General features: G+C 67.3%; 22 protein-coding genes and 1 pseudogene. 15 read left to right on the forward strand and 8 right to left on the reverse strand.

What is annotated here, in order from left to right; all coding sequences use genetic code 11:
- Window positions 1-42: 42 nt before the first annotated feature.
- From fahA to BC358_RS14650, 6 genes are read right to left on the reverse strand one after another with little or no spacing between them, the layout of a single operon-like run.
- A complete protein-coding gene (gene fahA / locus BC358_RS14625; protein ID WP_079366396.1) occupies window positions 43-1368 on the reverse strand; it encodes a fumarylacetoacetase in 1326 nt (441 codons plus the stop codon).
- A 12-nt stretch (window positions 1369-1380) separates the two neighbouring features.
- Entirely contained in the window at window positions 1381-2187 is an 807-nt protein-coding gene (locus BC358_RS14630) for a cyclase family protein (protein ID WP_066152237.1), read from the reverse strand.
- Window positions 2188-2229: 42 nt separating this feature from the next.
- Window positions 2230-3546: a TRAP transporter large permease gene (locus BC358_RS14635; protein ID WP_079366397.1), complete on the reverse strand. Its 1317-nt coding sequence runs from the start codon at window positions 3544-3546 to the stop codon at window positions 2230-2232.
- On the reverse strand, window positions 3543-4100 hold the full coding sequence (locus tag BC358_RS14640) for a TRAP transporter small permease subunit (RefSeq protein ID WP_066152245.1): 558 nt from the start codon (window positions 4098-4100) through the stop codon (window positions 3543-3545). The genes BC358_RS14635 and BC358_RS14640 overlap by 4 nt, the downstream gene beginning before the upstream one ends.
- Window positions 4101-4119: 19 nt before the next feature.
- Entirely contained in the window at window positions 4120-5193 is a 1074-nt protein-coding gene (locus tag BC358_RS14645; protein ID WP_079366398.1) for a C4-dicarboxylate TRAP transporter substrate-binding protein, read from the reverse strand.
- Window positions 5190-5915: a TetR/AcrR family transcriptional regulator gene (locus BC358_RS14650; RefSeq protein ID WP_079366399.1), complete on the reverse strand. Its 726-nt coding sequence runs from the start codon at window positions 5913-5915 to the stop codon at window positions 5190-5192. Before BC358_RS14650 ends, BC358_RS14645 begins: the two co-directional genes overlap by 4 nt.
- A gap of 128 nt (window positions 5916-6043) precedes the next feature.
- Here BC358_RS14650 and BC358_RS14655 point away from each other — a divergent pair, with 128 nt between their 5' ends.
- From BC358_RS14655 to BC358_RS14715, 15 genes are all read left to right on the forward strand, one after another.
- Window positions 6044-8146 (forward strand): acetoacetate--CoA ligase, encoded by a 2103-nt coding sequence (locus tag BC358_RS14655; protein ID WP_079366400.1) that lies wholly within the window; start codon window positions 6044-6046, stop codon window positions 8144-8146.
- A gap of 130 nt (window positions 8147-8276) precedes the next feature.
- Window positions 8277-8468 (forward strand): hypothetical protein, encoded by a 192-nt coding sequence (locus BC358_RS14660; RefSeq protein WP_079366401.1) that lies wholly within the window; start codon window positions 8277-8279, stop codon window positions 8466-8468.
- Window positions 8469-8536: 68 nt separating this feature from the next.
- Entirely contained in the window at window positions 8537-9058 is a 522-nt protein-coding gene (locus tag BC358_RS14665) for a DUF1993 family protein (RefSeq protein ID WP_079366402.1), read from the forward strand.
- A gap of 41 nt (window positions 9059-9099) precedes the next feature.
- The gene (locus tag BC358_RS14670) at window positions 9100-9687 is read left to right on the forward strand and encodes a uracil-DNA glycosylase family protein (RefSeq protein WP_079366403.1); all 588 of its coding nucleotides are present in this window, start codon (window positions 9100-9102) and stop codon (window positions 9685-9687) included.
- A gap of 4 nt (window positions 9688-9691) precedes the next feature.
- Window positions 9692-9826, forward strand: a complete 135-nt coding sequence (locus BC358_RS22355) for a hypothetical protein (RefSeq protein ID WP_256861527.1) — start codon at window positions 9692-9694, stop codon at window positions 9824-9826.
- An 11-nt stretch (window positions 9827-9837) separates the two neighbouring features.
- Complete coding sequence (locus tag BC358_RS14675) at window positions 9838-10368, forward strand: DUF1697 domain-containing protein (RefSeq protein ID WP_179130085.1); 531 nt, start codon at window positions 9838-9840, stop codon at window positions 10366-10368.
- Between the two features lie 37 nt (window positions 10369-10405).
- The gene (locus BC358_RS14680) at window positions 10406-10831 is read left to right on the forward strand and encodes a VOC family protein (protein WP_079366405.1); all 426 of its coding nucleotides are present in this window, start codon (window positions 10406-10408) and stop codon (window positions 10829-10831) included.
- 47 nt (window positions 10832-10878) lie between these two features.
- The gene (locus BC358_RS14685) at window positions 10879-11148 is read left to right on the forward strand and encodes a ParD-like family protein (protein ID WP_079366406.1); all 270 of its coding nucleotides are present in this window, start codon (window positions 10879-10881) and stop codon (window positions 11146-11148) included.
- Window positions 11148-11939, forward strand: coding sequence for a type I methionyl aminopeptidase (map, locus tag BC358_RS14690; protein WP_079366407.1), 792 nt, complete (start codon window positions 11148-11150; stop codon window positions 11937-11939). The genes BC358_RS14685 and map overlap by 1 nt, the downstream gene beginning before the upstream one ends.
- A 250-nt stretch (window positions 11940-12189) precedes the next feature.
- Window positions 12190-12555 carry a hypothetical protein gene (locus tag BC358_RS14695; RefSeq protein WP_079366408.1) on the forward strand — a complete coding sequence of 122 codons (366 nt, stop codon included), beginning with the start codon at window positions 12190-12192 and terminating at the stop codon, window positions 12553-12555.
- A gap of 131 nt (window positions 12556-12686) precedes the next feature.
- Window positions 12687-13115, forward strand: a complete 429-nt coding sequence (locus BC358_RS21905; RefSeq protein ID WP_143434316.1) for a hypothetical protein — start codon at window positions 12687-12689, stop codon at window positions 13113-13115.
- Between the two features lie 134 nt (window positions 13116-13249).
- The gene (locus BC358_RS21910) at window positions 13250-13837 is read left to right on the forward strand and encodes a hypothetical protein (protein ID WP_143434317.1); all 588 of its coding nucleotides are present in this window, start codon (window positions 13250-13252) and stop codon (window positions 13835-13837) included.
- Window positions 13838-14025: 188 nt separating this feature from the next.
- Window positions 14026-15930, forward strand: a complete 1905-nt coding sequence (locus tag BC358_RS14705) for a sigma-54-dependent Fis family transcriptional regulator (protein WP_079366410.1) — start codon at window positions 14026-14028, stop codon at window positions 15928-15930.
- Window positions 15931-16111: 181 nt separating this feature from the next.
- Window positions 16112-17908: an NAD(P)/FAD-dependent oxidoreductase gene (locus BC358_RS14710; protein ID WP_079366564.1), complete on the forward strand. Its 1797-nt coding sequence runs from the start codon at window positions 16112-16114 to the stop codon at window positions 17906-17908.
- A gap of 107 nt (window positions 17909-18015) precedes the next feature.
- Entirely contained in the window at window positions 18016-18546 is a 531-nt protein-coding gene (locus BC358_RS14715) for a hypothetical protein (RefSeq protein ID WP_079366411.1), read from the forward strand.
- A gap of 4 nt (window positions 18547-18550) precedes the next feature.
- Here the strand turns inward: BC358_RS14715 and BC358_RS14720 are convergent, their stop codons facing one another.
- Both BC358_RS14720 and BC358_RS22360 read right to left on the reverse strand, forming a co-directional pair.
- Window positions 18551-19450, reverse strand: coding sequence for a DMT family transporter (locus BC358_RS14720; RefSeq protein WP_079366412.1), 900 nt, complete (start codon window positions 19448-19450; stop codon window positions 18551-18553).
- A gap of 538 nt (window positions 19451-19988) precedes the next feature.
- Window positions 19989-20507, reverse strand: a pseudogene (locus tag BC358_RS22360) (flavin reductase family protein); the annotation flags it as partial.
- Between the last annotated feature and the right edge of the window lie 83 nt (window positions 20508-20590).

Genomic DNA, 20590 nt, shown 5'->3' on the forward strand with positions numbered 1-20590 from the left:
GGCACACCCATCCGGTGGGGGACAGGCGGGCCGGGCCGCCGCTCAGCCGCCGATGGCCGGCAGCACCTCGCCCCGGCATTCGCCGAAGCCGATGCGCGCCGCGCCGGGCTTCTCGCACCAGCCGCGCAGCACCACGGTGTCGCCGTCCTCGAGGAAGCTGCGCGTCTCGCCCGTGGCGGCCAGGGGAATCTGCCGGGTGCCGCCCAGCGAGAGTTCCACGATGGCGCCCGCTTCCTCGTAGGTCGGGCCGGAGATGGTGCCGGTGCCCAGCAGGTCGCCGGGCTGCAGGTTGCAGCCGTTGTTGGCGTGCTGCGTCAGCATCTGTGCGATGGTCCAGTACTGGTGGCGGAAGCTCGTGGCCGACAGCCGGTCGGGCGCCACGCCCTTGGCGCGGTGCTGCGCCGATTCCAGCAGCACCTCCAGCTGCACGTCCACACCGCCCTGCGCGCTGTTGGCGGGGCTGTCCAGGTAGGGCAGGGGCTGGGGCTCGTCGGCCGGGTGGGCGAAGGGCACGCGGTAGGGCGCCAGCGCCTCCAGGGTCACGATCCACGGCGAGACCGTGGTGCAGAAGTTCTTGCCCAGGAAGGGGCCGAGCGGCGCCATTTCCCAGAACTGGTGGTCGCGCGCCGACCAGTCGTTGAGCAGGCACATGCCGAAGATGTGCTGCTCGGCCTCGCCGATCGGAATGGGCTGGCCCAGGGCGTTGCCGGGGCCGACGTAGAAACCCATTTCCAGCTCGTAGTCGAGCCGGCGGCAGGGGCCGTACACCGGCGCCGAGGCGCCCGGGGCCATGGCCTGGCCGTGCGGGCGGTGGAAGGGCGTGCCGCTGATCACCACGCTGGACGCCCGGCCGTGGTAGGCGATGGGAATCCACTGGAAGTTGGGCGTGAGCGGGTCGTCGGGCCGGATCACGCGGCCCACGTTGCGGGCGTGGTGGATCGAGGTGTAGAAGTCGGTGTAGTCGCCGATGCGCGTGGGCACGCTGTGTTCCACGGCGCTTTGTGGCACCAGGCCCGCGTGCAGGGCGCTCACCACGGTGGCGTCGGCGTCGTGGCGCAGCGCCGCAAACAGCGCGTGGCGCAGCGCGCGCCAGGCCGCCGGCCCCATGGCCATCAGCCCGTTGAGCGCGGGCTGTGCCGCGGCCCGGGCCGCGTCGGCGGCCAGGCCGTCCAGCACGCCAGACGCCGACACGGCGGCCAGGTCGATCACCTGGTCGCCGATGGCCACGCCACCGCGGAAGGGCTCGTCCGCGCCGCGGCGGCGGAACACGCCGAAGGGCAGGTTCTGGATCGGGAAGTCGCAGCCCGGCTCGTTGGCCGAGGCCAGCCAGCTGCGGGCAGAGGCGTCGTGGGTGTGGTTCAGTTCCATGGCGGACTCCGTTCAGGCCGAGGGCATCAGGGCGTCGTCGAAGATCGCGACCGCACGTGTCCAGCCGGCCGAGGCGCCGCGGATCTTGTGCGGGAAGCAGCTGATGTAGAAGCCGGTCGGCGGCAGGGCTTCGAGGTTGTGCAGCTTCTCCAGGTGGCAGTAGCCGATGTCGCGGCCGGCCTTGTGGCCTTCCCAGATCAGGCTGGCGTCCTTCGATTCGGCGTACTTCTGCGCGGTGTAGACGAAGGGCGCGTCCCAGCTCCAGGCGTCGGTGCCGGTCAGGCGAACGCCGCGTTCGAGCAGGTACATGGTGGCGTCGTAGCCCATGCCGCAGCCGGCGCTGACGAAGTCGTTGTGGCCGTAGCGGCTGCCGGCGCGGGTGTTGACCACCACGATCTCCAGCGGGCTCAGCGTGTGGCCGATGCGCGCCAGCTCGGCCTCGACGTCGGCGGCGGTGACCACGTAGCCGTCGGCGAAGTGGCGGAAGTCCAGCTTCACGCCGGGCTGGAAGCACCACTCCAGCGGCACCTCGTCGATGGTCCAGGCCTTCTTCTTCTCGCCCAGCGCCTTGTCCATGGTGCTGTGGAAGTGGTAGGGCGCGTCCAGGTGGGTGCCGTTGTGGGTCGAGAGCTGGATCATCTCCACCGCCCACACGTCGCCGTCGGGCAGGTCTTCCTGCTTGAGGCCGGGGAAGAACGGCGCCATCTGCTCGAACGAGTTCTTGTGGTCGAAGTACTGGATCTTGGGCGCGAAGGCCGGTGGGTCGGAGATGACGTCGTTTTCCAGGTAGATCGAGAGGTCGACGAATCGGCGGGTCATGGGGTGCTCCTTGGGTTTCTGTGTGGGGGTGCGCTCAGGTGCTCACTTGAGCAGCACCAGACTCAGCGACGGGAAGGCCATCAGCAGCAGCAGCACGCCCACCATGATCAGCGTGAACGGTCCGGTGCCGCGGAAGATGTCACCCAGCGTGATGCGCGGGTCGTTCAGCGAGCTCTTGACCACGTAGGCCGAGAGCCCGAACGGTGGCGTGAGCAGGCCGATCTCCACCGCCACCACGGTGACCACGCCGAACCAGATCAGGTCCATGCCGAACTGCTCGGCGATGGGCAGCATCAGCGGCAGCACGATCAGCAGGATCGAGGACGAGTCGATCACCGTGCCCAGCAGGACGATGATGAACACATAGACCAGCATGAAGGCGAACGGGCCGAAGCCGGCGTGGCTGATCAGCTCCATCAGGAACTGCGGCATGCCCGACATGGCCAGCATGCGGGTGTAGATGCTGGCGCAGATGATGAGGAAGCTGACCGCCACCGTGACGTGGCCGGTTTCGGTCAGCACCTCCCAGAACGCCCTGGCCGTGAGCTTGCGCCGCAGCACCGCGATCAGCAGCGCCAGCGCCGCGCCCACCGCGCCGGCCTCGGTGGCGGTGAACAGGCCGCCGTACAGGCCGCCCAGCACGCCGCCGATCATCAGCACGATGGGCACCAGCTTGAGCACCATGGTCAGCGGGCTCATGTCCTCGCCGTCGGGCACCGGCATCTCGCCGCCAGCGTAGACCATCGAGGGTTTGAAGTAGGCCGCCAGCACGATGCCGATGGCGAACGCCGCGGCCAGCAGCAGACCCGGCACGATGCCGGCGGTGAACAGGTCGCCCACCGACTGGTTGGCCAGGAAGCCGTAGAGGATCATCAGCAGGCTGGGCGGGATCAGCATGCCCAGCACCGACGAGCCGGCCACCACCCCCACCGCGAACTTCGGCTGGTAGCCGAAGCGCATCATCTGCGGCACGGCCACGCGGGTGAACACCGCGGCAGACGCGATGGAGATGCCGGTGATGGCGGCGAACACCGCGTTGGACGCGACGGTGGCCACGCCCAGGCCGCCGCGCAGGCGGCGGAACAGCTGGTTGGCGACCTCGAAGGCGTCCTTGCCGATGTCGGCCCGCGCCACCAGGAAGCCGGTCAGCACGAACAGCGGCACCACGCCGAAAATGTGGCTGGCGATGGCGTCGCTCGACGCCTGCGCCAGCAGGTTGGCGGCCACGCCGATGTCGTCGCGGATGATCCAGACCCCGACGAAGGACACCAGGCCCAGCACCACGGCCACGTGCAGTCCGCCCCAGATCAGCAGCAGCATCAGCACCAGCGAGAGCACGGCAACGGTGGTGGCGCTCATGGGCGATCCTCCCGCCCGGCCGCCAGACGTTGCCCGCGCTGCAGGTCGAGCACGGCCAGCAGCACAAAGGTCAGCGCCGTCATGGCCAGCCCGATCAGCATCATCAGCCGCACCGGCCAGACCGGCGCCATGAAATCGCCCAGCGCCCCCACGTACTCGCGCGAGGCGATGGACTCGATCAGCGAGGGCCAGGCGGCCCAGAGAATCACGGCCATCAGCAGCGCCCCCAGCCCGTGGTACAGCGCCTGCAGCCGCGCGGCCAGCACCGGTCGCTCGCGCTTGAGCCGGTCCAGCAGCATGTCGGCGCGGGTGAAGCGGCCGCAGCGCAGGGTGTCGGCCAGCTGCAGGAACACGATGCCCACGATGGACAGCGACACCAGCTCGGTCACGCCGCGCACCGGCGCATCGAAGCCGGTGCGCCCGACGATGTCGGTGTTGATCAGCAGCATCAGGCCGATGATGAGCAGCGTGCCCAGGGCGTTGAGCGCCTGGGTGATCCGGTGCAGCCCGAAGGGCAGGGGCAGGTTGTAGGCATCCTGCGGAGGGTGGCTCATGGGGTCTCCGGGCAGGGGCTTACTTGACCGACCAGTCGCGCGGCAGCTGGGCACCGCTCTTCTTCAGGCCTTCCATATAGGCCTTGAGGATCTCGGTGCCCGGCACGCCCTTGCCCTGCAGGTCGGCGGCCCAGGTCTGCGCCACGTTGGGAATGGTGTCGGCCCAGCGCTGGCGCTCGGCGGCGGGCAGCTCGCTGACGGTGGCGCCGGCGGCGGCCATCTTCTGCAGCAGCGCGTCGGCGGTGGAACGCTGCGCTTCGGCAAAGCGTTTGTCGTATTCCAGGCCGACCTCGCGGAACACCTGCTGCACCTCGGGCGGCAGGGCGTCGAAGCGGCGCTTGTTCATCACGATGGCGCCCGCGTACATGGAACCGAAGTTCACCTTGGTCACATAGGGCGCCACCTCGTGCAGCTTGGCACCCCAGGCGCCGGTGCTGAAGGTGATGGCGCCGTTGGACACGCCCGACTTGATGTCCTCGTAGTAGGTCGGCAGCGAGCCGGCCACGGCGACCGCGCCGGTGTTCTTGATCCAGTTGGCCGAGGGGCCGGGCGCACTGATCTTCTTGCCCTTGAGGTCGTCGATGGACTTGACCGGGAAGTTGGTCCAGAGGTGGTAGGTGTCCAGCGCGGTGCCGCCCAGGTAGACCAGGCCGCTCTTGGTCCACGTGTCGCCCATGGCCGGGATCTTCTTCTGCATGTCGGCCACGATGGTGCCGACCGCGCCCAGGTTGTCGGTGCCGAACGGCGCCACATAGCTCACGTTCTGCATCGGGAACTTGGCCGCTTCGAACAGCGTGCCGACGAAGCCGAAGTCGGCCACGCCATCGGAAATGCCCTTGGACTCGCTGCCGATCTTGATCAGCGTGCCGCCCCAGGCCTTGGTCCATTCCACCTTGTGCTTGCCGCCGGCCGCGGCCAGGCGCTTGTCCACCTCGGGGATGTAGAACTCATCCAGCAGCTTGACCCACAGGAACACCGGCGGGTGGCCGCCCGCGGCGGTGAGCTTGATGGTCTGCTGCGCGTGCGCGCTGTGCAGGCCACCGAGGGTGAGGGCGGAGGCCAGCAAAGTGGCCTGGAAGATGCGACGTTTCATGTGTGTCTCCTACGGGATGGGGGGGCGGTTTTTGGGGGGGCTGGGACAGGGGGAGCGGGCAGGGCGGCGCGCAGGCCGCCCACGATGAATCGCACGAGCCGGTCGGCGGCCGCCGGGTCTCCGGCCAGGCTCTGCCCTTGCGACAAGCGGTGCACCCGGTCATCGACCAGGTGGTGCAACAAGGCGCCGAGCGCGAACTGGTAGGCCCAGGCCACGTCGGCCAGGCTGGCGGTTTGAAAGACGGTGCGCAGGGCCTCGATGAAACGGTGGGCCAGCGGGTCGAAGAACTCGCGCAACACGCGGTCGGCCTCCGCGCTGCCATAGGCCAGCTCGCGCCCCACCAGCTGGGCGTAATAAAAACCCTCTTCGCTGTGCCGCAGGCGGATCACCGGCCTCACGAAGGCTTCGATGATGCGGTTCAGCGTGTCGGGGTCGCCCGGGTCGCCCGAGGCGGCGTCCAGTGCGGTCAGGCGCTCTTCGATGGTCTGGTTCCAGTGCGCGAAGATGGCGTGGAACAGTTCGTGTTTGGGGCCGTAGTAGTAGCCCACCAGCGCGAGCGGGACGCCCGCCTCCTCGGCGATCTGGCGGATCGTCACGCCGTGGTAACCGTGTTGCGCAAACAGCTTTTCTGCCGCCAGCAGGATGGCGTGCTGGCGGTCAGGCCTGGCCGCACCGCGCGTCGTCGCGGGTTTGGAGCGGGCGGGGGTGGATCCGGTGACCATGGAGCGGTATTGAACGTTTGTACAAAAATATTGAACATCCGTACAAACCCTTGCGCACGCCGAGCTGACAAACGCGCGATAGGTGCCGCCGCCCACCCGCTGCTACCCTGCGCCGCAGGAGACAACAAATGGCCACGACACCGCCCCCGTACGTTCCCCAGATCCACCTCTACCGGGACTGGCTGGCCCGCGAGCGCGGCCTGCGTTTTGACAGCTACGACGCGCTCTGGCGCTGGTCCACCACCGAGCTGGACGCCTTCTGGCAGAGCATCTGGGACTACTTCGACCTGCGCTCGCCCACGCCGCACACGGCCGTGCTGGAGAAAAACGTGATGCCCGGTGCGCGCTGGTTTCCGGGAGCGCAGTTCAACTACGCGCAGCAGGTGTTCCGCCATGTCGATGCCGCGCACGCGGCGGGCTTTGCGGCCGTGATCTCGGACAACGAAAAAGGCCAGCGGCGCGAACTGAGCTGGCCCGAGCTGCGGCGCCAGGTCGCGTCGCTCGCGCTGCACCTGCAGGACCAGGGCGTGATGCCCGGCGACCGCGTGGCCGCCTACCTGCCCAACGTCCCCGAGACCATGGTCGCCTTCCTGGCGGTGGTCAGCATCGGCGGCGTGTGGAGCGTGTGCGCGCCCGACATGGGGACCAACGCCGTGCTCGACCGTTTCAAACAGATCGAGCCTGTGGCGCTGATCGCCTGCGACGGCGTGAGCTACGGCGGCAAGGACCACGACCGCCTGGCCGTGGTGGCCGAGCTGCGCGCCGCGCTGCCGACCGTGCGCCACGTGATCCTGCACACCAACCTGGCGCAGGAGCCGGCCGAGGTGGACCACGCACTGGAGACGGCGCAACCTTGTGCCGACTTCCACACCGCCACCGCGCGCGGCGACGCGGCGGTGGCCGCCTTCGAGCCGCTGTGGCTGCCCTTCGACCACCCGCTGTGGATCGTCTACAGCAGCGGCACCACGGGCCTGCCCAAACCCATCGTGCACGGCCACGGCGGCACCGTCATCGTGGCCATGGCGCTCAAGACCCTGCACAACGACGTGGGCTGCAGCTACGCGCCCAACAGCTTCGGCGAGCGCTACCACTGGTACAGCTCCACCGGCTGGGTGATGTGGAACGCGCAGGTCAGCGGCCTGCTCGCCGGCACCACCTGCGTCATCTACGACGGCAACCCCGGCGGCTCGAAAGACCGGCCCGACTGGACCGTGCTCTGGCGCTTCGCCGCGCGCGAAGGCGTGACCTTCTTTGGCGCCGGTGCGGCGTTTTTTGCGAACTGCCTCAAGGCGGGCGTGGACCTCGCGCAGTGCGGCGACCTGTCTTCGATACGGGCCCTGGGCACCACCGGCTCGCCGCTGTCGGAAGACGCGCAGCGCTGGGGCACAGCGCAGTTCGCCGCCATCGCGAAGACCGATGCACAGAAGGACATCTGGTGGTGCAACATCTCCGGCGGCACCGACTTCGCGGGCGCCTTCATCGGCGGCAATCGTGAACTGCCCCAGACCCCCGGCCGCATGCAGTGCCGCCTGCTGGGTTGCGCGGTCGAGTCCTGGGACGAGCAGGGACGCCCGGTGACCGACGCCGTGGGCGAGCTGGTCTGCGCGCAACCCATCCCGTCCATGCCGCTGTACTTCGTCGGCGACACCGACCACCAGCGCCTGATCGGCAGCTACTTCGACACCTTCCCGCCAGGCCATGGGCGCAAGCCCGGTGGCGGCGATCTTGGAAAAGAGGCCGGCGCCGTCTGGCGCCACGGCGACTGGCTGCGCATCTTCCCCGACGGCTCCTGCGTCATCTACGGCCGCTCCGACGCCACCATCAACCGCCACGGCCTGCGCATGGGCACCAGCGAGCTCTACAGTGCCGTCGAGGCCCTGCCCGAGGTGCTCGACAGCATGGTGGTGGACCTCGAATACCTGGGCCGCGAAAGCTTCATGCCGCTGTTCGTGGTGCTGCGCCCTGGCCTCACGCTGGACGAGGCGCTCAACGCGAAGATCAGTGGGGCCATCCGCACCGCGCTCTCGCCGCGCTTCGTGCCCGACCAGATCCTGCAGGTCGCCGAGATTCCGCGCACCCTCTCGGGCAAGAAGCAGGAGCTGCCGATCAAGAAGCTGCTGCTCGGCCAGCCACTGGAGAAAGTGATCAACCGCGAGGCCATGGCCAACCCGGGCTGCCTGGACTGGTACGTGGCCTACGCCCGCCAGCGGGCCGGCACCACCCCCGCCTGAAGCCCCGCCGTGTACATGGTGAAACGCTTGGTTACTGGTCAAGCCGCCCGCTTTGTTGAACACTTTCGGGTGATCGCACTGCGCATGACCCATTCCGGCGCGCAGCCACCGATCGGATCGGAGGACGCAGATGAACCGCGGCATTTCTCCTGTACAGCCCGAGGGCCTGGTTGCGCCTCTGGATATCGACATCGACATCCTGGACCACGCGCTGATGGACCTCCTGACCAGCGACTGGCAGACCCTGGACGACGGCGCTCCCCAAGACGCGCCCCTGGTCACTCCAGAGCACGTCCCCACCGCGCCCGACACCTTGAGGTGAGCGTGCCTGCAGGGGTGCGGGGTCTGGCGTAGCATGCCGGACCTCACCTTCCACCCGCCTGCAAGTCCATGCTCATCACCCTCTCATCCGTCAGCCTGCCCGTCTTCCAGACCGCCCTGTCCAACCTGCTGCACTGCCTGAAAAAGGCAGAGGCCAATGCGGCCGCACGCAAGTTCGATCCCAACGTGTTCGTCACCATGCGGCTGGCGCCCGACATGCTGCCGTTTGCGGCACAGATCCGCATCGCCTGCGATGCGGCCAAGAACGGCACCGCGCGCCTGGCCGGCATCGAGGCGCCGAAGTTCGAGGACAACGAAACCACCTTCGCCGAGCTGCAGGACCGCATCACCAGGACGCTGGACTGGCTGGCCACCGTGCCCGCCGCATCCATCGACGGCCGCGAGGAAGCACAGATCACCTTCCCCGTCGGCCGCGACAAGACCCGCACCATGACCGGCGAGGCGTACCTGAAGCACTGGGCGCTGCCCAACCTGTTCTTCCACGTCACCACCGCCTACGCCCTGCTGCGGCACGCGGGGGTGGATGTGGGCAAGACGGACTACCTGGCGGGGGCGCAGGCGGGCGCCTGAACCCGGTTCCCCGTGGGCGCCGGACTCCTCCGCCGAAGGGTATGACCACTTCCCGGTTCGACGACCTGCTGCACCGCGTCCGTGCGTGCAGCGTCTGCGCCGAGCACCTGCCCCATGGGCCGCGCCCGGTGCTCCAGGCGCACCCCTCGGCACGGCTGCTGATTGCCGGGCAGGCGCCTGGCCGCAAGGTGCACGCCAGTGGGGTGCCGTTCGATGACGCCAGCGGCGAACGCCTGCGCGACTGGGTGGGCGTGTCGCGCGAGATCTTCTACGACCCGCACCAGGTCGCCATTCTTCCGATGGGCTTCTGCTACCCAGGCACCGGACGCGCGGGCGACCTGCCGCCGCGCCCGGAATGCGCGCCCACCTGGCGCGCGGCACTGCTCGCGGGCATGCCGCACATCCGCCTCACCCTGGTCATCGGGCAATACGCCCTGGCGCATCATCTGCCGGCAGACCCCCGTGCCCTCTCGGACGTGGTGAAAGCCTGGCGCGATCTGCCCCCCGCGCTCATGGTGCTGCCCCACCCCAGTCCGCGCAACAACCCCTGGCTCAAGAAGCACCCGTGGTTCGAAACGGAATGCGTTCCGCAGCTGCGCCAGCGGGTGGCGGCGGCACTCTCGAGGTGAGTGTATGAAGCACATTCTCAAGGCCGGGAAGGCGACGATCGAGCGGCTGGGGCTGGCGGCGGGATGCCCGGTGCAGTCCGTCACCTTCTGCTGTTTTTCAGCGGCCGACCTGGCGGTTTACCAGGCGGTCCTGGCCTGAGCTGCCGCCCCATGTCCCGCTTCGCCGTCCTTCTCCGTGGTGTCAACGTCGGCAAGGCCAACCGCGTGCCGATGGCCGATTTCCGGGCGATGCTCGAAGCGCTGGGCCACAGCGATGTGAAGACGCTGCTCAACAGCGGCAATGCGGTGTTCACGTCGACCCGCCGCAGCGCGGACAAGCTGGCCGACGAGATCGGCGCCGGTCTGCGGGAGAGCTTCGGCGTTACCACGCCCGTCGTCGTCAAGTCCGCCAGCGAGCTCCAGGCGATCGTGGAGGGCAACCCCATCGTTCCCCCTGAAGCGGAACACGGGCGCTTCCTCGTGGCCTTCGCGATGGCGCCGGACCGGTTGGCGGCGCTGGAGAGCCTGCGGCCCCTGCTGCTCCCGGGCGAGCGCCTCGCTGTCACCGCGCACGCCGCCTACCTGCATTGCGCGAACGGCCTGCTGGAGAGCCGGGCCGGGGAGGCGCTGCTGGGCAAGGTGGGCAAGGGCGTCACCAGCCGCAACTGGGGCACGACGCTCAAGCTGGCCGCGCTGGTTTGACGCCAGAATGCGGCGATCCCACCCAACACCGCCGCCCATGCTTCCATTCGCTGTCGAACGCATCGATCACGTCGTGTTCCGCGTGCGGGACCTCGCGGCCAGCGTGGCGTTCTACGGGCGCGTGCTGGGTTGCCACGTTGTGCGCGAACGGCCGGACCTCGGCCTCGTGCACCTGCGGGCGGGCGCGTCCATGGTGGACCTCGTGTCCATCGACGGCCCGCTGGGCCGGGTGGGCGGAGAAGGGCCGAAGGCGGAAGCACGCAACGTCGACCACCTCTGCCTGCGGGTGGAGCCCTTCGACGAGCAGCGCATCGTGTCGCACCTGGCCCAGCACGGCGTTGTTCCCAGGGGCCCGGCAAGCACCAACTTCGGCGCCGAGGGGGAAGGGCTCTCCCTGTACTTCTGCGACCCGGACGGCAACGTCATCGAACTCAAAGGGCCGACCTATGGCGTCGACGGGTGATGTATGAAACAAATACAATTCGTATATGTTTCATATGGAGGCCTCAAATGGGCATCGTCAAGATTTCCGACCAGATGCATGAGAACCTGCGGGTCGCCGGCACGGCCCTGAGCCGGTCCATCAACGCGCAGGCCGAGCACTGGATGCGCGTGGGCATGCTCACCGAGATGCACCCCGATCTCGACTACCGCGCCATCTGCCAGCTGCTGATCCAGGCCGAACTCAGCGGTGGTCTCGACCTCACCAACGCCGCCACCCTGGGCACGGCCGCGCCACCCAAGACCGCCGCCGCAGCCACCGCCAAAGGCCGCCACTGATGGCGCGCCCCGTCCCCCTCCGCAGCGCCGACGAACTGGTCATGGCGCGGCGGTCCGCACAACTGGCCGCCGAGGTGCTGGCCATGATCGAGCCGCACGTCGTGCCCGGCGTCAGCACCGAAGCGCTGGACCGCCTCTGCCACGACCACATCGTGAATGTGCAGGGCGCCATCCCCGCCAACCTCGGGTACCACGGCTACCCCAAGACCATCCTCACCTCGGTCAACCACGTGGTCTGCCACGGCATCCCCGCGGCCGACAAGATCCTCAAGGCCGGCGACATCGTCAACATCGACGTGGCCGTGCTCAAGGACGGCTGGTTCGGCGACACCAGCCGCATGTTCTGCGTCGGCACGCCCAGCACCCTGGCGCGCCGGCTGGTGGACACCACCTACGAAGCCCTGCTGGCCGGCATCCGGCAGGTGCGGCCTGGCGCCACGCTCGGCGACGTGGGCCACGCCATCCAGAGCGTCGCGCACCGCGAGCACTTCAGCGTGGTGCGCGAGTACTGCGGCCACGGCATCGGCCAGATCTACCACGACGAACCCAACGTGCTGCACTACGGCCAGCGCGGCCAGGGCCTGCGGCTGGAGGCCGGCATGGTCTTCACCATCGAGCCCATGCTCAACGCCGGCAAACGCGAGACCCGGCAACTGGCCGACGGCTGGACGGTGGTGACCAAGGACCGCTCGCTCTCGGCGCAGTGGGAGCACATGGTGGCGGTGACGGAGCAGGGGTGTGAGGTGCTGACGGCGTGGCCGGGTGGGACGGGGGCTTATCCGGCGGTGTGATGGGTGCCGGAGTTATGGTCTTTGTTAAATGCCGAGGGGGCTCTGTTGACGTTCTACTGTCTTGGTATGAATGAGTTTTTCCGCAGGGAAGACCACTTTGATTAACGGCAGTGGTTGTGGGTATCCGGCGGTTTGCTATTTAAATTAAAGTGGAGCCTCGCATTCAGCCGTTGCGGTCAATACTTCATCGCTAGATCGAAGCTGAGGCTGCATGAGTACCATAGACTCTCTATTTTTTTGAGGAAATCACATGGCTCAGTACTGGGTGGTCGGTGCTTCTTGGGGCGGTGTTGATCACCAAGATCAGCGCTTCGTAGATCAAGGAATCTGGATGCTCGGCTGGAAGGACGGCGCGCAGCCGGAACGCGCCCGGGAGATGCAGCCTGGAGACCGCATTGCAATCAAGCGAATGAAAGGCCAAGGCCAGACAGGGATACGCATTCTTCACCTGGGGATCATCAGAGGTGTGATCCTTGACACAGAAAAAATAATCTGCACGGTGAATTGGGTGGCAACGAATCTTGACCGCAATATCGAAGAGAGTAAAGGTTGCTTTGCATCTATCCACGGCCCCTTCTCTCACGACTCGTGGGTCCAACAAGTTTTTTGCTTGTAAGCCGGCGCGAAGCGAAGCCTAGCCCGCTATGCTGTCGCTCCCGCCGCACCTCAAACGTTGAACAGCACAACATATATGCACCGCATGACGAAATTATTCTCCGTACTTTGACCTAACTTAGATTCGTTGCCGTGGTAGCCAGAACAAAGAAAATAACCTTTGCTAGGGAGCAATTGGAGGATGGCGCCGCCCTTCATTTTATTGGCCGGTATGTCTCGGCACTAACACTGCTTGGCGCGGCAGAAGAGATTTTGTCGAGGCTGCTGGAAGAACAAGGCGGTGCACATCCGTTGGATGAGTTCTGGATTGGGATAAACGAGTGGAATCGAAAGTACGGTGGTAGCGATGTCTCAAAAAGGCATGTCCACCGAGTCTTCAATGAACCACGAAACAGCGTTAAACATCACTCGCCCGGAGAAAGCCAGTCTGTGGCGCTCTTTAAGGTGCCTGCAGCAGCATTGATGGCTCGACGAGCAATAGCCGCTGCGGATGCGCTTGGGCTCAAATACAAAAACAAGAAACAACTTGAAGAGTGGCTCTCCAATTTCTACAGCCGCTAGCATAAGTCTCACTGACGCTTGCTGCACTAGTTAACAAGGGCAGAGTGCACGCCAATATTGGCCGCATTGTCATGGCCTGTGGCATTGCTCTACGTGCTTCCGGGCCGCTTAGCTAGCGTGCCAAATGACAATTCATGCCCATCATGGTTCCGACCTACAGCGAGTACATACAGCGTTACGTCGTGCGTCACAAAAAAGGCGTGCGACCTCCGCCTGGGGAGCATCACTTCGTAGCCGCTTATTTGGTGCCCAAGCTCTTCGAGATTTCACGAAGGGTTCCTGACTACATCAATCCTGATGGGACAAAATCAATCATAGGTGATGTGGTCTATTACCAAGATGAAGAGCATCATCTCGGGCTCGAAGTGAAGCTTGGGACCATAAGACTGACGAAACGTGAGTTCAACGAGTGGATCGTTGGTGGCGAAAGGGCTCGCTGGCCAGAAGTCTTTGTTGGAGTGGGAAAATCGGGCATCGCGATCTCGTCTTGGTTGGAGTTTCGAGTCGCGTACATCAAATCGGTTGTCACAAAGGACAATGACTGGGTTCCCCGCGAAATTGGCACTGGCTACGGGCCCCAGAAGTCGGTCGACGAACTGATGCCGCATCTCGGTGAAGAGTGCCGCTTCAAGCCTGCGCCACAGGGACAGGAGCAAGAGTATGAAGCGCGTTTCCTTGCCGTGCTCCGAGGACACATTGAGGCCTTAATTCTTCCTATTTAGATCTTCTCCCAACGGTAAGCGACAGACCGATTGGGGATTCGAGAGCCGAGCGCCGAGCGCCGGCTATTGGGCATCGGAAAAGCGTCAGCATCCTTTCTCCGGGTAAACCCTCCATTGACACCACCCCGCGCTGATCCCAAGGTGCAAGGCTTTCCGCCGCCCGCCAGCCTTCCACCCGGAGACGCGCCATGCCACACGCCGCCACCAGCCCGCACCAGCACATCGCCACCGTGATGCAGGTGGCCGCGGACGGCGTCGGGGCGCAGGCGGCGGCGCGGCATGAGCAGGTGATCCGCGATTCGTGGCTGCGTTGTGTCCAGCAGCACCGGCTGGACCCGGCGCGCATGCAGGAGGCGGTGATCCTGCCGCAGGCGCGGCTGCGCGAGCACCAGGACCAGATGGAGGCGCTGCTGCAGATCGCGCGCCACGGGCTGGAGTCGCTCTACAGCAAGGTCGCAGGCCTGGGCTATGTGGTGCTGCTGACCGACGCGCGCGGCGTGACGGTGGACTTTCTGGGCGATCTGGTGTTCGAGCCGAGCCTGCGCAAGGCGGGCCTGTACCTCGGCGCGGACTGGAGCGAGCACCACGCCGGCACCTGTGGCGTGGGCACCTGCATCAGCACCGGCCAGGCGCTGACGGTGCACCTGGACGACCACTTCGACGCCACCCACATCCCACTTACCTGCACCACCGCGCCGGTGTACGACAGCGCGGGGCAGCTGAGCGCGGTGCTGGACATTTCGCAGCTCAGTTCCAACCAGCCCAAGGAGAGCCAGCACCTGGCGCTGCAGCTGGTGAAGATGTACGCGCACGACATCGAGAACGCGGCCTTTCTGCACCGCCACCGGCACGACTGGGTGCTGCGCCTCTCGCACGCGCCGCAGTTCCTGGATGTGCAGCCAGACTACCTGCTGGCGCTGGACGCGAACGGCCGAGTGGTGGGCCACAACCGGCGGGCGCAACTGGTTTTGCAGAAGGGTGAACCGTTGCTGGGCATGGGCTTCGAGCAGCTGTTCGGCCTGCCCTTCGGCCAGATCGGCCGCTTCGTGATGACCCAGCCGTCGGACCAGCGCGCGGTGATGCTGGCGGGCGGCAAACAGCTGGTGTTTCTCTCGGCGGTGCCGCCGCCGGCGCGGCCGGTGGCGAGCGCGCCGCGCGAGGAACGCCGCGTGCCCGCGCCGCTGGCCGCGCTGTCGGCCGGTGACGCTGCGCTGGACCGGCAGGTGGAGCGCGTGGCGCGGCTGGTGAACACGCCCATCAGCCTGCTGATCACCGGCGAGACCGGCTCGGGCAAGGAGTATTTCGCGAAGGCGGTGCACACCGCGAGCGAGCGGCGCAGCCGGCCCTTCGTGGCGGTGAACTGCGCGGCGATTCCCGAGCACCTGATCGAGAGCGAGCTGTTCGGCCACCTGCCGGGCAGCTTCTCGGGCGCCTCGCCCAAGGGCAAGCGCGGCCTGATCGCCGAGGCCGACGGCGGCACGCTGTTCCTCGACGAGATCGGCGACATGCCGCTGGCGCTGCAGGCGCGGCTGCTGCGCGTGCTGTCCGAGCGCGAGGTGCTGCCGGTGGGTGCGACGAAGCCGGTGCCGGTGAACATCCGCGTGATCGCGGCGACGCACGCGCCGCTGGAGCAGCTGGTGCTGGCCGGCCGTTTCCGCGACGACCTGTACTACCGCCTCAAGGGCGCACACATCCAGCTGCCGCCGCTGCGCGAGCGCAGCGACCTGGGCGCCATGATCACGCGCCTGCTGGGGCACCGCGCCATCACGCCCGCCGCGCTGCAGCGCCTGCTGGCGCACCGCTGGCCCGGCAACCTGCGCGAGCTGCGCAACGTGCTGGACTACGCGGCCAGCCTGTGCGCGGACGGCCCCATCGACCTGGACGACCTGCCGGAGCTGTCGATGGCGCGGCTGCCGTCACAGGCCGACACCACCGAGGCCGCGCACGACGACGGACCGGAAGCGCTGCTGCAGGCGCTGCGCGCCGCGCACTGGAACGTGAGCGCGGTGGCGCGGGCGATGGGGCTTTCGCGCATGACGCTCTACCGGCGCATGAAGCGCGCTGGCATCGTGCCGCCCAACCGCATGGAGTGAACGCGCGGGGGAGTGACAGCTGTCACTCGGGGTGGGTGACAGGTGCACGGGGTGTGACACCCATCACCGCTTGAAATCTGCAAGCAGATCAAGCACTTGCGCGCGCCGCCCGCATGGCACGCGTCTTGTGATGCACAAGGCACCGGCCCGCACCGAGGCCGGCATCACAGGAGACAAACCCATGACTGCAAACACGCCCTCCCAGCGGGCCCAGCGCTGGCTGGACGCTTTCGGAGCCGCCCTGGCCTCCGGCAACCCCGACAACGTGCTGCCCCTCTTCGACGCCGACTGCTACTGGCGCGACCTGGTGTCCTTCACCTGGAACATCCGCACGCAGGAAGGCCACGACGCGGTGCGCGACATGCTCGCCGCGCGCCAGGCCGACGCGGGCGCGTCGAACTTCCAGCTCGAAGGCGAGGCCACCGAGGCCGACGGCGTCACCGAAGCCTGGTTCACCTTCGAGACCCGCGTCTCGCGCGGCCGTGGCCACCTGCGCCTCAAAGGTGACAAAGCCTGGACCCTGTTGACCACCATGGTCGAGCTCAAGGGCTTTGAAGAGAAGAAGGGCGCCAACCGCATCAAGGGCGCCGAACACGGCGTGCACAAGGGCCGCAAGAGCTGGCTCGAACTGCGGCAGGACGAGCAGGCCCGGCTGGGCTACGAAGAGCAGCCGTATGTGGTCATCATCGGCGGCGGGCAGGGCGGCATCATCCTGGCCGCGCGGCTGCGCCGCCTGGGCGTGCCCACCATCGTGGTCGAGAAGAACCCGCGGCCCGGCGACAGCTGGCGCAACCGCTACAAGAGCCTGTGCCTACACGACCCGGTCTGGTACGACCACCTGCCCTACATGCCCTTCCCGGACGACTGGCCGGTGTTCGCGCCCAAGGACAAGGTCGGCGACTGGCTGGAGATGTACACCAAGGTCATGGAGATCAACTACTGGGGTTCCACCACCGCCAAGAAGGCCAGCTACGACGAGGCCAAGGGCGAGTGGACCGTGGTGGTGGACCGCAACGGTGAAGAAGTGACGCTGCGGCCGAAACAGCTGGTGTTCGCGCTCGGTGTCTCGGGCTACCCCAACGTACCCAAGATCCCCGGCGCCGAGACCTTCGAAGGCGACCAGCACCACTCCAGCAAGCACCCCGGCCCCGAGAAATACGCGGGCAAGAAAGCGGTGGTGCTCGGCTCCAACAACTCGGCGCACGACATCTGCGCGGCGCTGTGGGAGCATGGTGCCGACGTCACCATGATCCAGCGCAGCAGCACGCACATCGCGCCGTCGAACTCGCTGATGGAGCTGGCCCTGGGTGGGCTCTACAGCGAGGAGGCGTTGAAGAACGGCATCGACCACCACAAGGCCGACCTGATCTTCGCCAGCGTGCCCTACAAGATCATGCACACCTTCCACATCCCCGTGTACGAGGAGATGAAGAAGCGCGACGCCGACCTCTACAGCCGGCTGGAGAAGGCGGGCTTCCTGCTCGACTTCGGCGACGACGGCTCGGGCCTGTTCATGAAGTACCTGCGCCGCGGCTCGGGCTACTACATCGACGTGGGCGCGAGCGAGCTGGTGGCCAACGGCAGCATCAAGCTCAAGAGCGGCGTGAACATCGAGCGCATCAACCCCAAGAGTGTGCTGCTGACCGACGGCACCGAGCTGCCGGCCGACCTGATCGTCTACGCCACCGGCTACGGCTCGATGAACCACTGGCTGGCCGACCTGGTGTCACCCGAAGTGGCCGACCGCGTCGGCAAGGTCTGGGGCCTGGGTTCCAGCACGACGAAAGACCCGGGGCCGTGGGAAGGCGAGCTGCGCAACATGTGGAAGCCGACCAACCAGAAGCAGCTCTGGATTCACGGCGGCAACCTGCACCAGAGCCGCCACTACTCGCAGTTCCTCTCGCTGCAGCTCAAGGCGCGCTACGAGGGCCTGGACACGCCGGTCTACGGGCAGGCGGCTGTGCACCACCTGCGGTGAACGGGCCGTGAGGGCCTGACCCGCCGGGGCATGGCTATAGTGGGCTGGCGCCAACCGCCAGCCCACGCCATGCCTGTTTTTTCTTCGATGCGCTGCCGGAGCGATCCATGCTGATCGCGCAGCAGCGCTCGGCCCTGTCCGGCTTCACCTACGACCTGGCGGCGGCCGACGGCACCGTGATCGGCGAGCTGTGTTTCCCCGACTGGGCTGAGGCCCGCAACGCACGGCTGAAGAACCCTGCGCCGCAGCGCCTGCGCTCCAGCATCGACCTGCGCCTGTCGGGCGCGGCCTACACGATCGAATTCGAATACACGCGCCGCGGCTGGCACAACGACACGTGCTTTGAACTGATGCAGGGCGGCACGCGGCTCGCGTCGGCCGAGGTGGTGATGACCGGGGGCTTGCTCGGGCGCGCCCGGCTGCTCATCACCGAACCCTTCCGCGGCGAGCTGGTCCGGCGCAGCAGCTTCTTCAAGACCCGCTTCGAGCTGCGGCGGGACGGGCAGGCGCTGGGCCTTGTCCACGAGCCTCAGGCTTTCACCACGCGGCGCCGGCTGTGCGCCGAAGTACCACCCGACGTCCCGCCACCGGTGCAGGGCTTCCTGCTGTTCCTGGTGATCAACCTGGCGCTTGGGTGAGCGCTCAGGCCTTGCGGCTCACCAGCACGATCCCCGCCGCCACGCCCACCAGCGCCAGCACCAGCTGCAGCGTCAGCGGTTCGCCCAGCAGCACCACGCCGAAGACCAGCGCGAACAGCGGGGTGAGGAAGGTGAAGGTGGACATCTGCGTCGCGGGGTAGTGGCGCAGCATCCACATCCAGGCCAGGTAGCTGGCGAAGGCACCCACGGCGGTCTGCAGGAACACCGAGCCCCAGGCCAGGGCGGAGTAGTCGAAGCTCCAGGTTTCGCCCAGCGCCAGCGACAGCACCGGGCAGACCAGGGCGGTCACGCTCAGCTGGTAGAACAGCGACTTCTCGGCCTGGATGGTGGCCACCTTGGTGGTGCGGATCGCGAGGGTGGTCAGGCCCCAGAACATGCCGGCCGCCAGGCCCATGGCGTCGCCCTTCCACTGGCCCGGCGCGGAGCCGTGCAGGAAGGCTTCGCTGAAGGCGATGCCCACCGCGCCGAAGGCGATCACCAGGCCGATCCACTGGATCGTGCGCAGCTTCTCCGACGGCACGAAGCGCGGCAGCAGCACCGCCACCCAGAACGGGCTGGTGTAGAGGAACACCGTCAGGCGCGAGGCACTGGTGTGCTGCAGCCCGAGATAGATCAGGCAGAACTCGGCCGCGAACAGCAGGCCGACCACCAGCCCGCCCCGGAGCGAGCCGTCGCGGTGGAACAGCTTCACGCCGCGCAGCTGGCACCAGAGCCAGAGCAGGGCCGTGGCGCCGGCCATGCGCACCGAGGCCTGCCACAGCGGCGGGATCTCGCGGCCGGCGAACTTGATCAGGATCTGCTGGAAGCCCCAGAAGGCGCAGCAGGCCACCAGCACGGTGATGGCGAAGGTGTCGAGGTGGTCTTTGCGTTGGACGGCGGTCATGGGGGCAGGAGGGTAGCGCAGGCGCGGCGCGACGCATGTCGCGTGCGGCGCCTTACTGGCCGGATGCCAGCTTCTGCAAGTGTCGCTTGAGCGTGTCCGCCTCGTGCGCCGACCAGCGCGAGAGCAGGTGGCTTTCCTGCGCGCGGGCCTGTTCGATCAGCGCGGCGGCGATGCGCCGGCCTTCGGCGGTGGCGGCCACCAGGGTGCGGCGCTGGTCGGCCGGGTCGGCCAGCAGTGCCAGCAGGCCGTCCTCGGCCATGCGCTGCACGAGCTTGGTGACGGTGGGCTGTTTGGCCAGCACGTCGTGCGCCAGCTGGCCGACGGCGATGGCGCCCTGGTTCTCGGGGTGGCTGAGCGCGGCGTCGTGCAGCACGGCCAGCACGCGCCAGGCGATGTGGGTCAGGCCCTGGGCGGCGATGGCGTTCTCGAAGTCGCGGTAGACCGCGTGGCTGGCCTGGCCGAGCAGGTAGCCCAGGTAGCTGCCGACGAAGCGGCCATCGGGCGGCTGCGGCGCGCTGGCGTCGGCCGGCGCGCCGTGCAGCGGATGCTCGGTGTAGAAGCGGCCGCCGTGGTAGAGCAGGGGCGAGGCGTCGGCCCGGCGCGCGCAGCGCTCGACCTCGCCGACGAAGATCACGTGGTCGCCCTCGGTGTACTGGCTGCGGTTGAAGCACTCGAAGGTGGCGACGCTGCCTTCGAGCAGCGGTGCGCCGCCTGCGCCGTCGATGTAGGCGACCCCGGCCCAGCGGTCGACGCCGCGCGCGGCAAAGCGCTCGGCCAGCGCCTGCTGGTCGGCGGCCAGCACGTTGATCGCGTAGTGCCGGCCGTTGCTGAACACCGCCATCGAGCCGGCCGCCTTGCCCAGGCTCCACAGCACCAGCGGCGGGTCCAGCGAGACGGAATTGAACGAGCTGGCCGTCAGGCCGACGGGCTCACCCTGGTCGTTGCGCGCCGTGACGATGGTGACGCCGGTCGCGAACATGCCCAGCGTCGCGCGGAAATCGCGCGGCGAAAAATCGGGCGGTTGGGCGGCGTGGCCGGCGGCACGGGACGGGGACATGGCTGCAATTTATATGAAAATTCATGAATAATGGGCCCGCGACTGCCATTTCCCCGATGGCAGGCCCCCCAAACAGGAGACAA

The sequence above is a fragment of the Hydrogenophaga sp. H7 genome (assembly GCF_002025745.1).
GTDB lineage: Bacteria > Pseudomonadota > Gammaproteobacteria > Burkholderiales > Burkholderiaceae_C > Hydrogenophaga > Hydrogenophaga pseudoflava.

Bases quoted from the DNA above. Each gene is read 5' to 3' on its own strand.
- fahA (WP_079366396.1), bottom strand. From the start codon at position 1,368: ATGGAACTGAACCACACCCACGACGCCTCTGCCCGCAGCTGGCTGGCC.
- BC358_RS14630 (WP_066152237.1), bottom strand. From the start codon at position 2,187: ATGACCCGCCGATTCGTCGACCTCTCGATCTACCTGGAAAACGACGTC.
- BC358_RS14635 (WP_079366397.1), bottom strand. From the start codon at position 3,546: ATGAGCGCCACCACCGTTGCCGTGCTCTCGCTGGTGCTGATGCTGCTG.
- BC358_RS14640 (WP_066152245.1), bottom strand. From the start codon at position 4,100: ATGAGCCACCCTCCGCAGGATGCCTACAACCTGCCCCTGCCCTTCGGG.
- BC358_RS14645 (WP_079366398.1), bottom strand. From the start codon at position 5,193: ATGAAACGTCGCATCTTCCAGGCCACTTTGCTGGCCTCCGCCCTCACC.
- BC358_RS14650 (WP_079366399.1), bottom strand. From the start codon at position 5,915: ATGGTCACCGGATCCACCCCCGCCCGCTCCAAACCCGCGACGACGCGC.
- BC358_RS14655 (WP_079366400.1), top strand. From the start codon at position 6,044: ATGGCCACGACACCGCCCCCGTACGTTCCCCAGATCCACCTCTACCGG.
- BC358_RS14660 (WP_079366401.1), top strand. From the start codon at position 8,277: ATGAACCGCGGCATTTCTCCTGTACAGCCCGAGGGCCTGGTTGCGCCT.
- BC358_RS14665 (WP_079366402.1), top strand. From the start codon at position 8,537: ATGCTCATCACCCTCTCATCCGTCAGCCTGCCCGTCTTCCAGACCGCC.
- BC358_RS14670 (WP_079366403.1), top strand. From the start codon at position 9,100: ATGACCACTTCCCGGTTCGACGACCTGCTGCACCGCGTCCGTGCGTGC.
- BC358_RS22355 (WP_256861527.1), top strand. From the start codon at position 9,692: ATGAAGCACATTCTCAAGGCCGGGAAGGCGACGATCGAGCGGCTGGGG.
- BC358_RS14675 (WP_179130085.1), top strand. From the start codon at position 9,838: ATGTCCCGCTTCGCCGTCCTTCTCCGTGGTGTCAACGTCGGCAAGGCC.
- BC358_RS14680 (WP_079366405.1), top strand. From the start codon at position 10,406: ATGCTTCCATTCGCTGTCGAACGCATCGATCACGTCGTGTTCCGCGTG.
- BC358_RS14685 (WP_079366406.1), top strand. From the start codon at position 10,879: ATGGGCATCGTCAAGATTTCCGACCAGATGCATGAGAACCTGCGGGTC.
- map (WP_079366407.1), top strand. From the start codon at position 11,148: ATGGCGCGCCCCGTCCCCCTCCGCAGCGCCGACGAACTGGTCATGGCG.
- BC358_RS14695 (WP_079366408.1), top strand. From the start codon at position 12,190: ATGGCTCAGTACTGGGTGGTCGGTGCTTCTTGGGGCGGTGTTGATCAC.
- BC358_RS21910 (WP_143434317.1), top strand. From the start codon at position 13,250: ATGCCCATCATGGTTCCGACCTACAGCGAGTACATACAGCGTTACGTC.
- BC358_RS14705 (WP_079366410.1), top strand. From the start codon at position 14,026: ATGCCACACGCCGCCACCAGCCCGCACCAGCACATCGCCACCGTGATG.
- BC358_RS14710 (WP_079366564.1), top strand. From the start codon at position 16,112: ATGACTGCAAACACGCCCTCCCAGCGGGCCCAGCGCTGGCTGGACGCT.
- BC358_RS14715 (WP_079366411.1), top strand. From the start codon at position 18,016: ATGCTGATCGCGCAGCAGCGCTCGGCCCTGTCCGGCTTCACCTACGAC.
- BC358_RS14720 (WP_079366412.1), bottom strand. From the start codon at position 19,450: ATGACCGCCGTCCAACGCAAAGACCACCTCGACACCTTCGCCATCACC.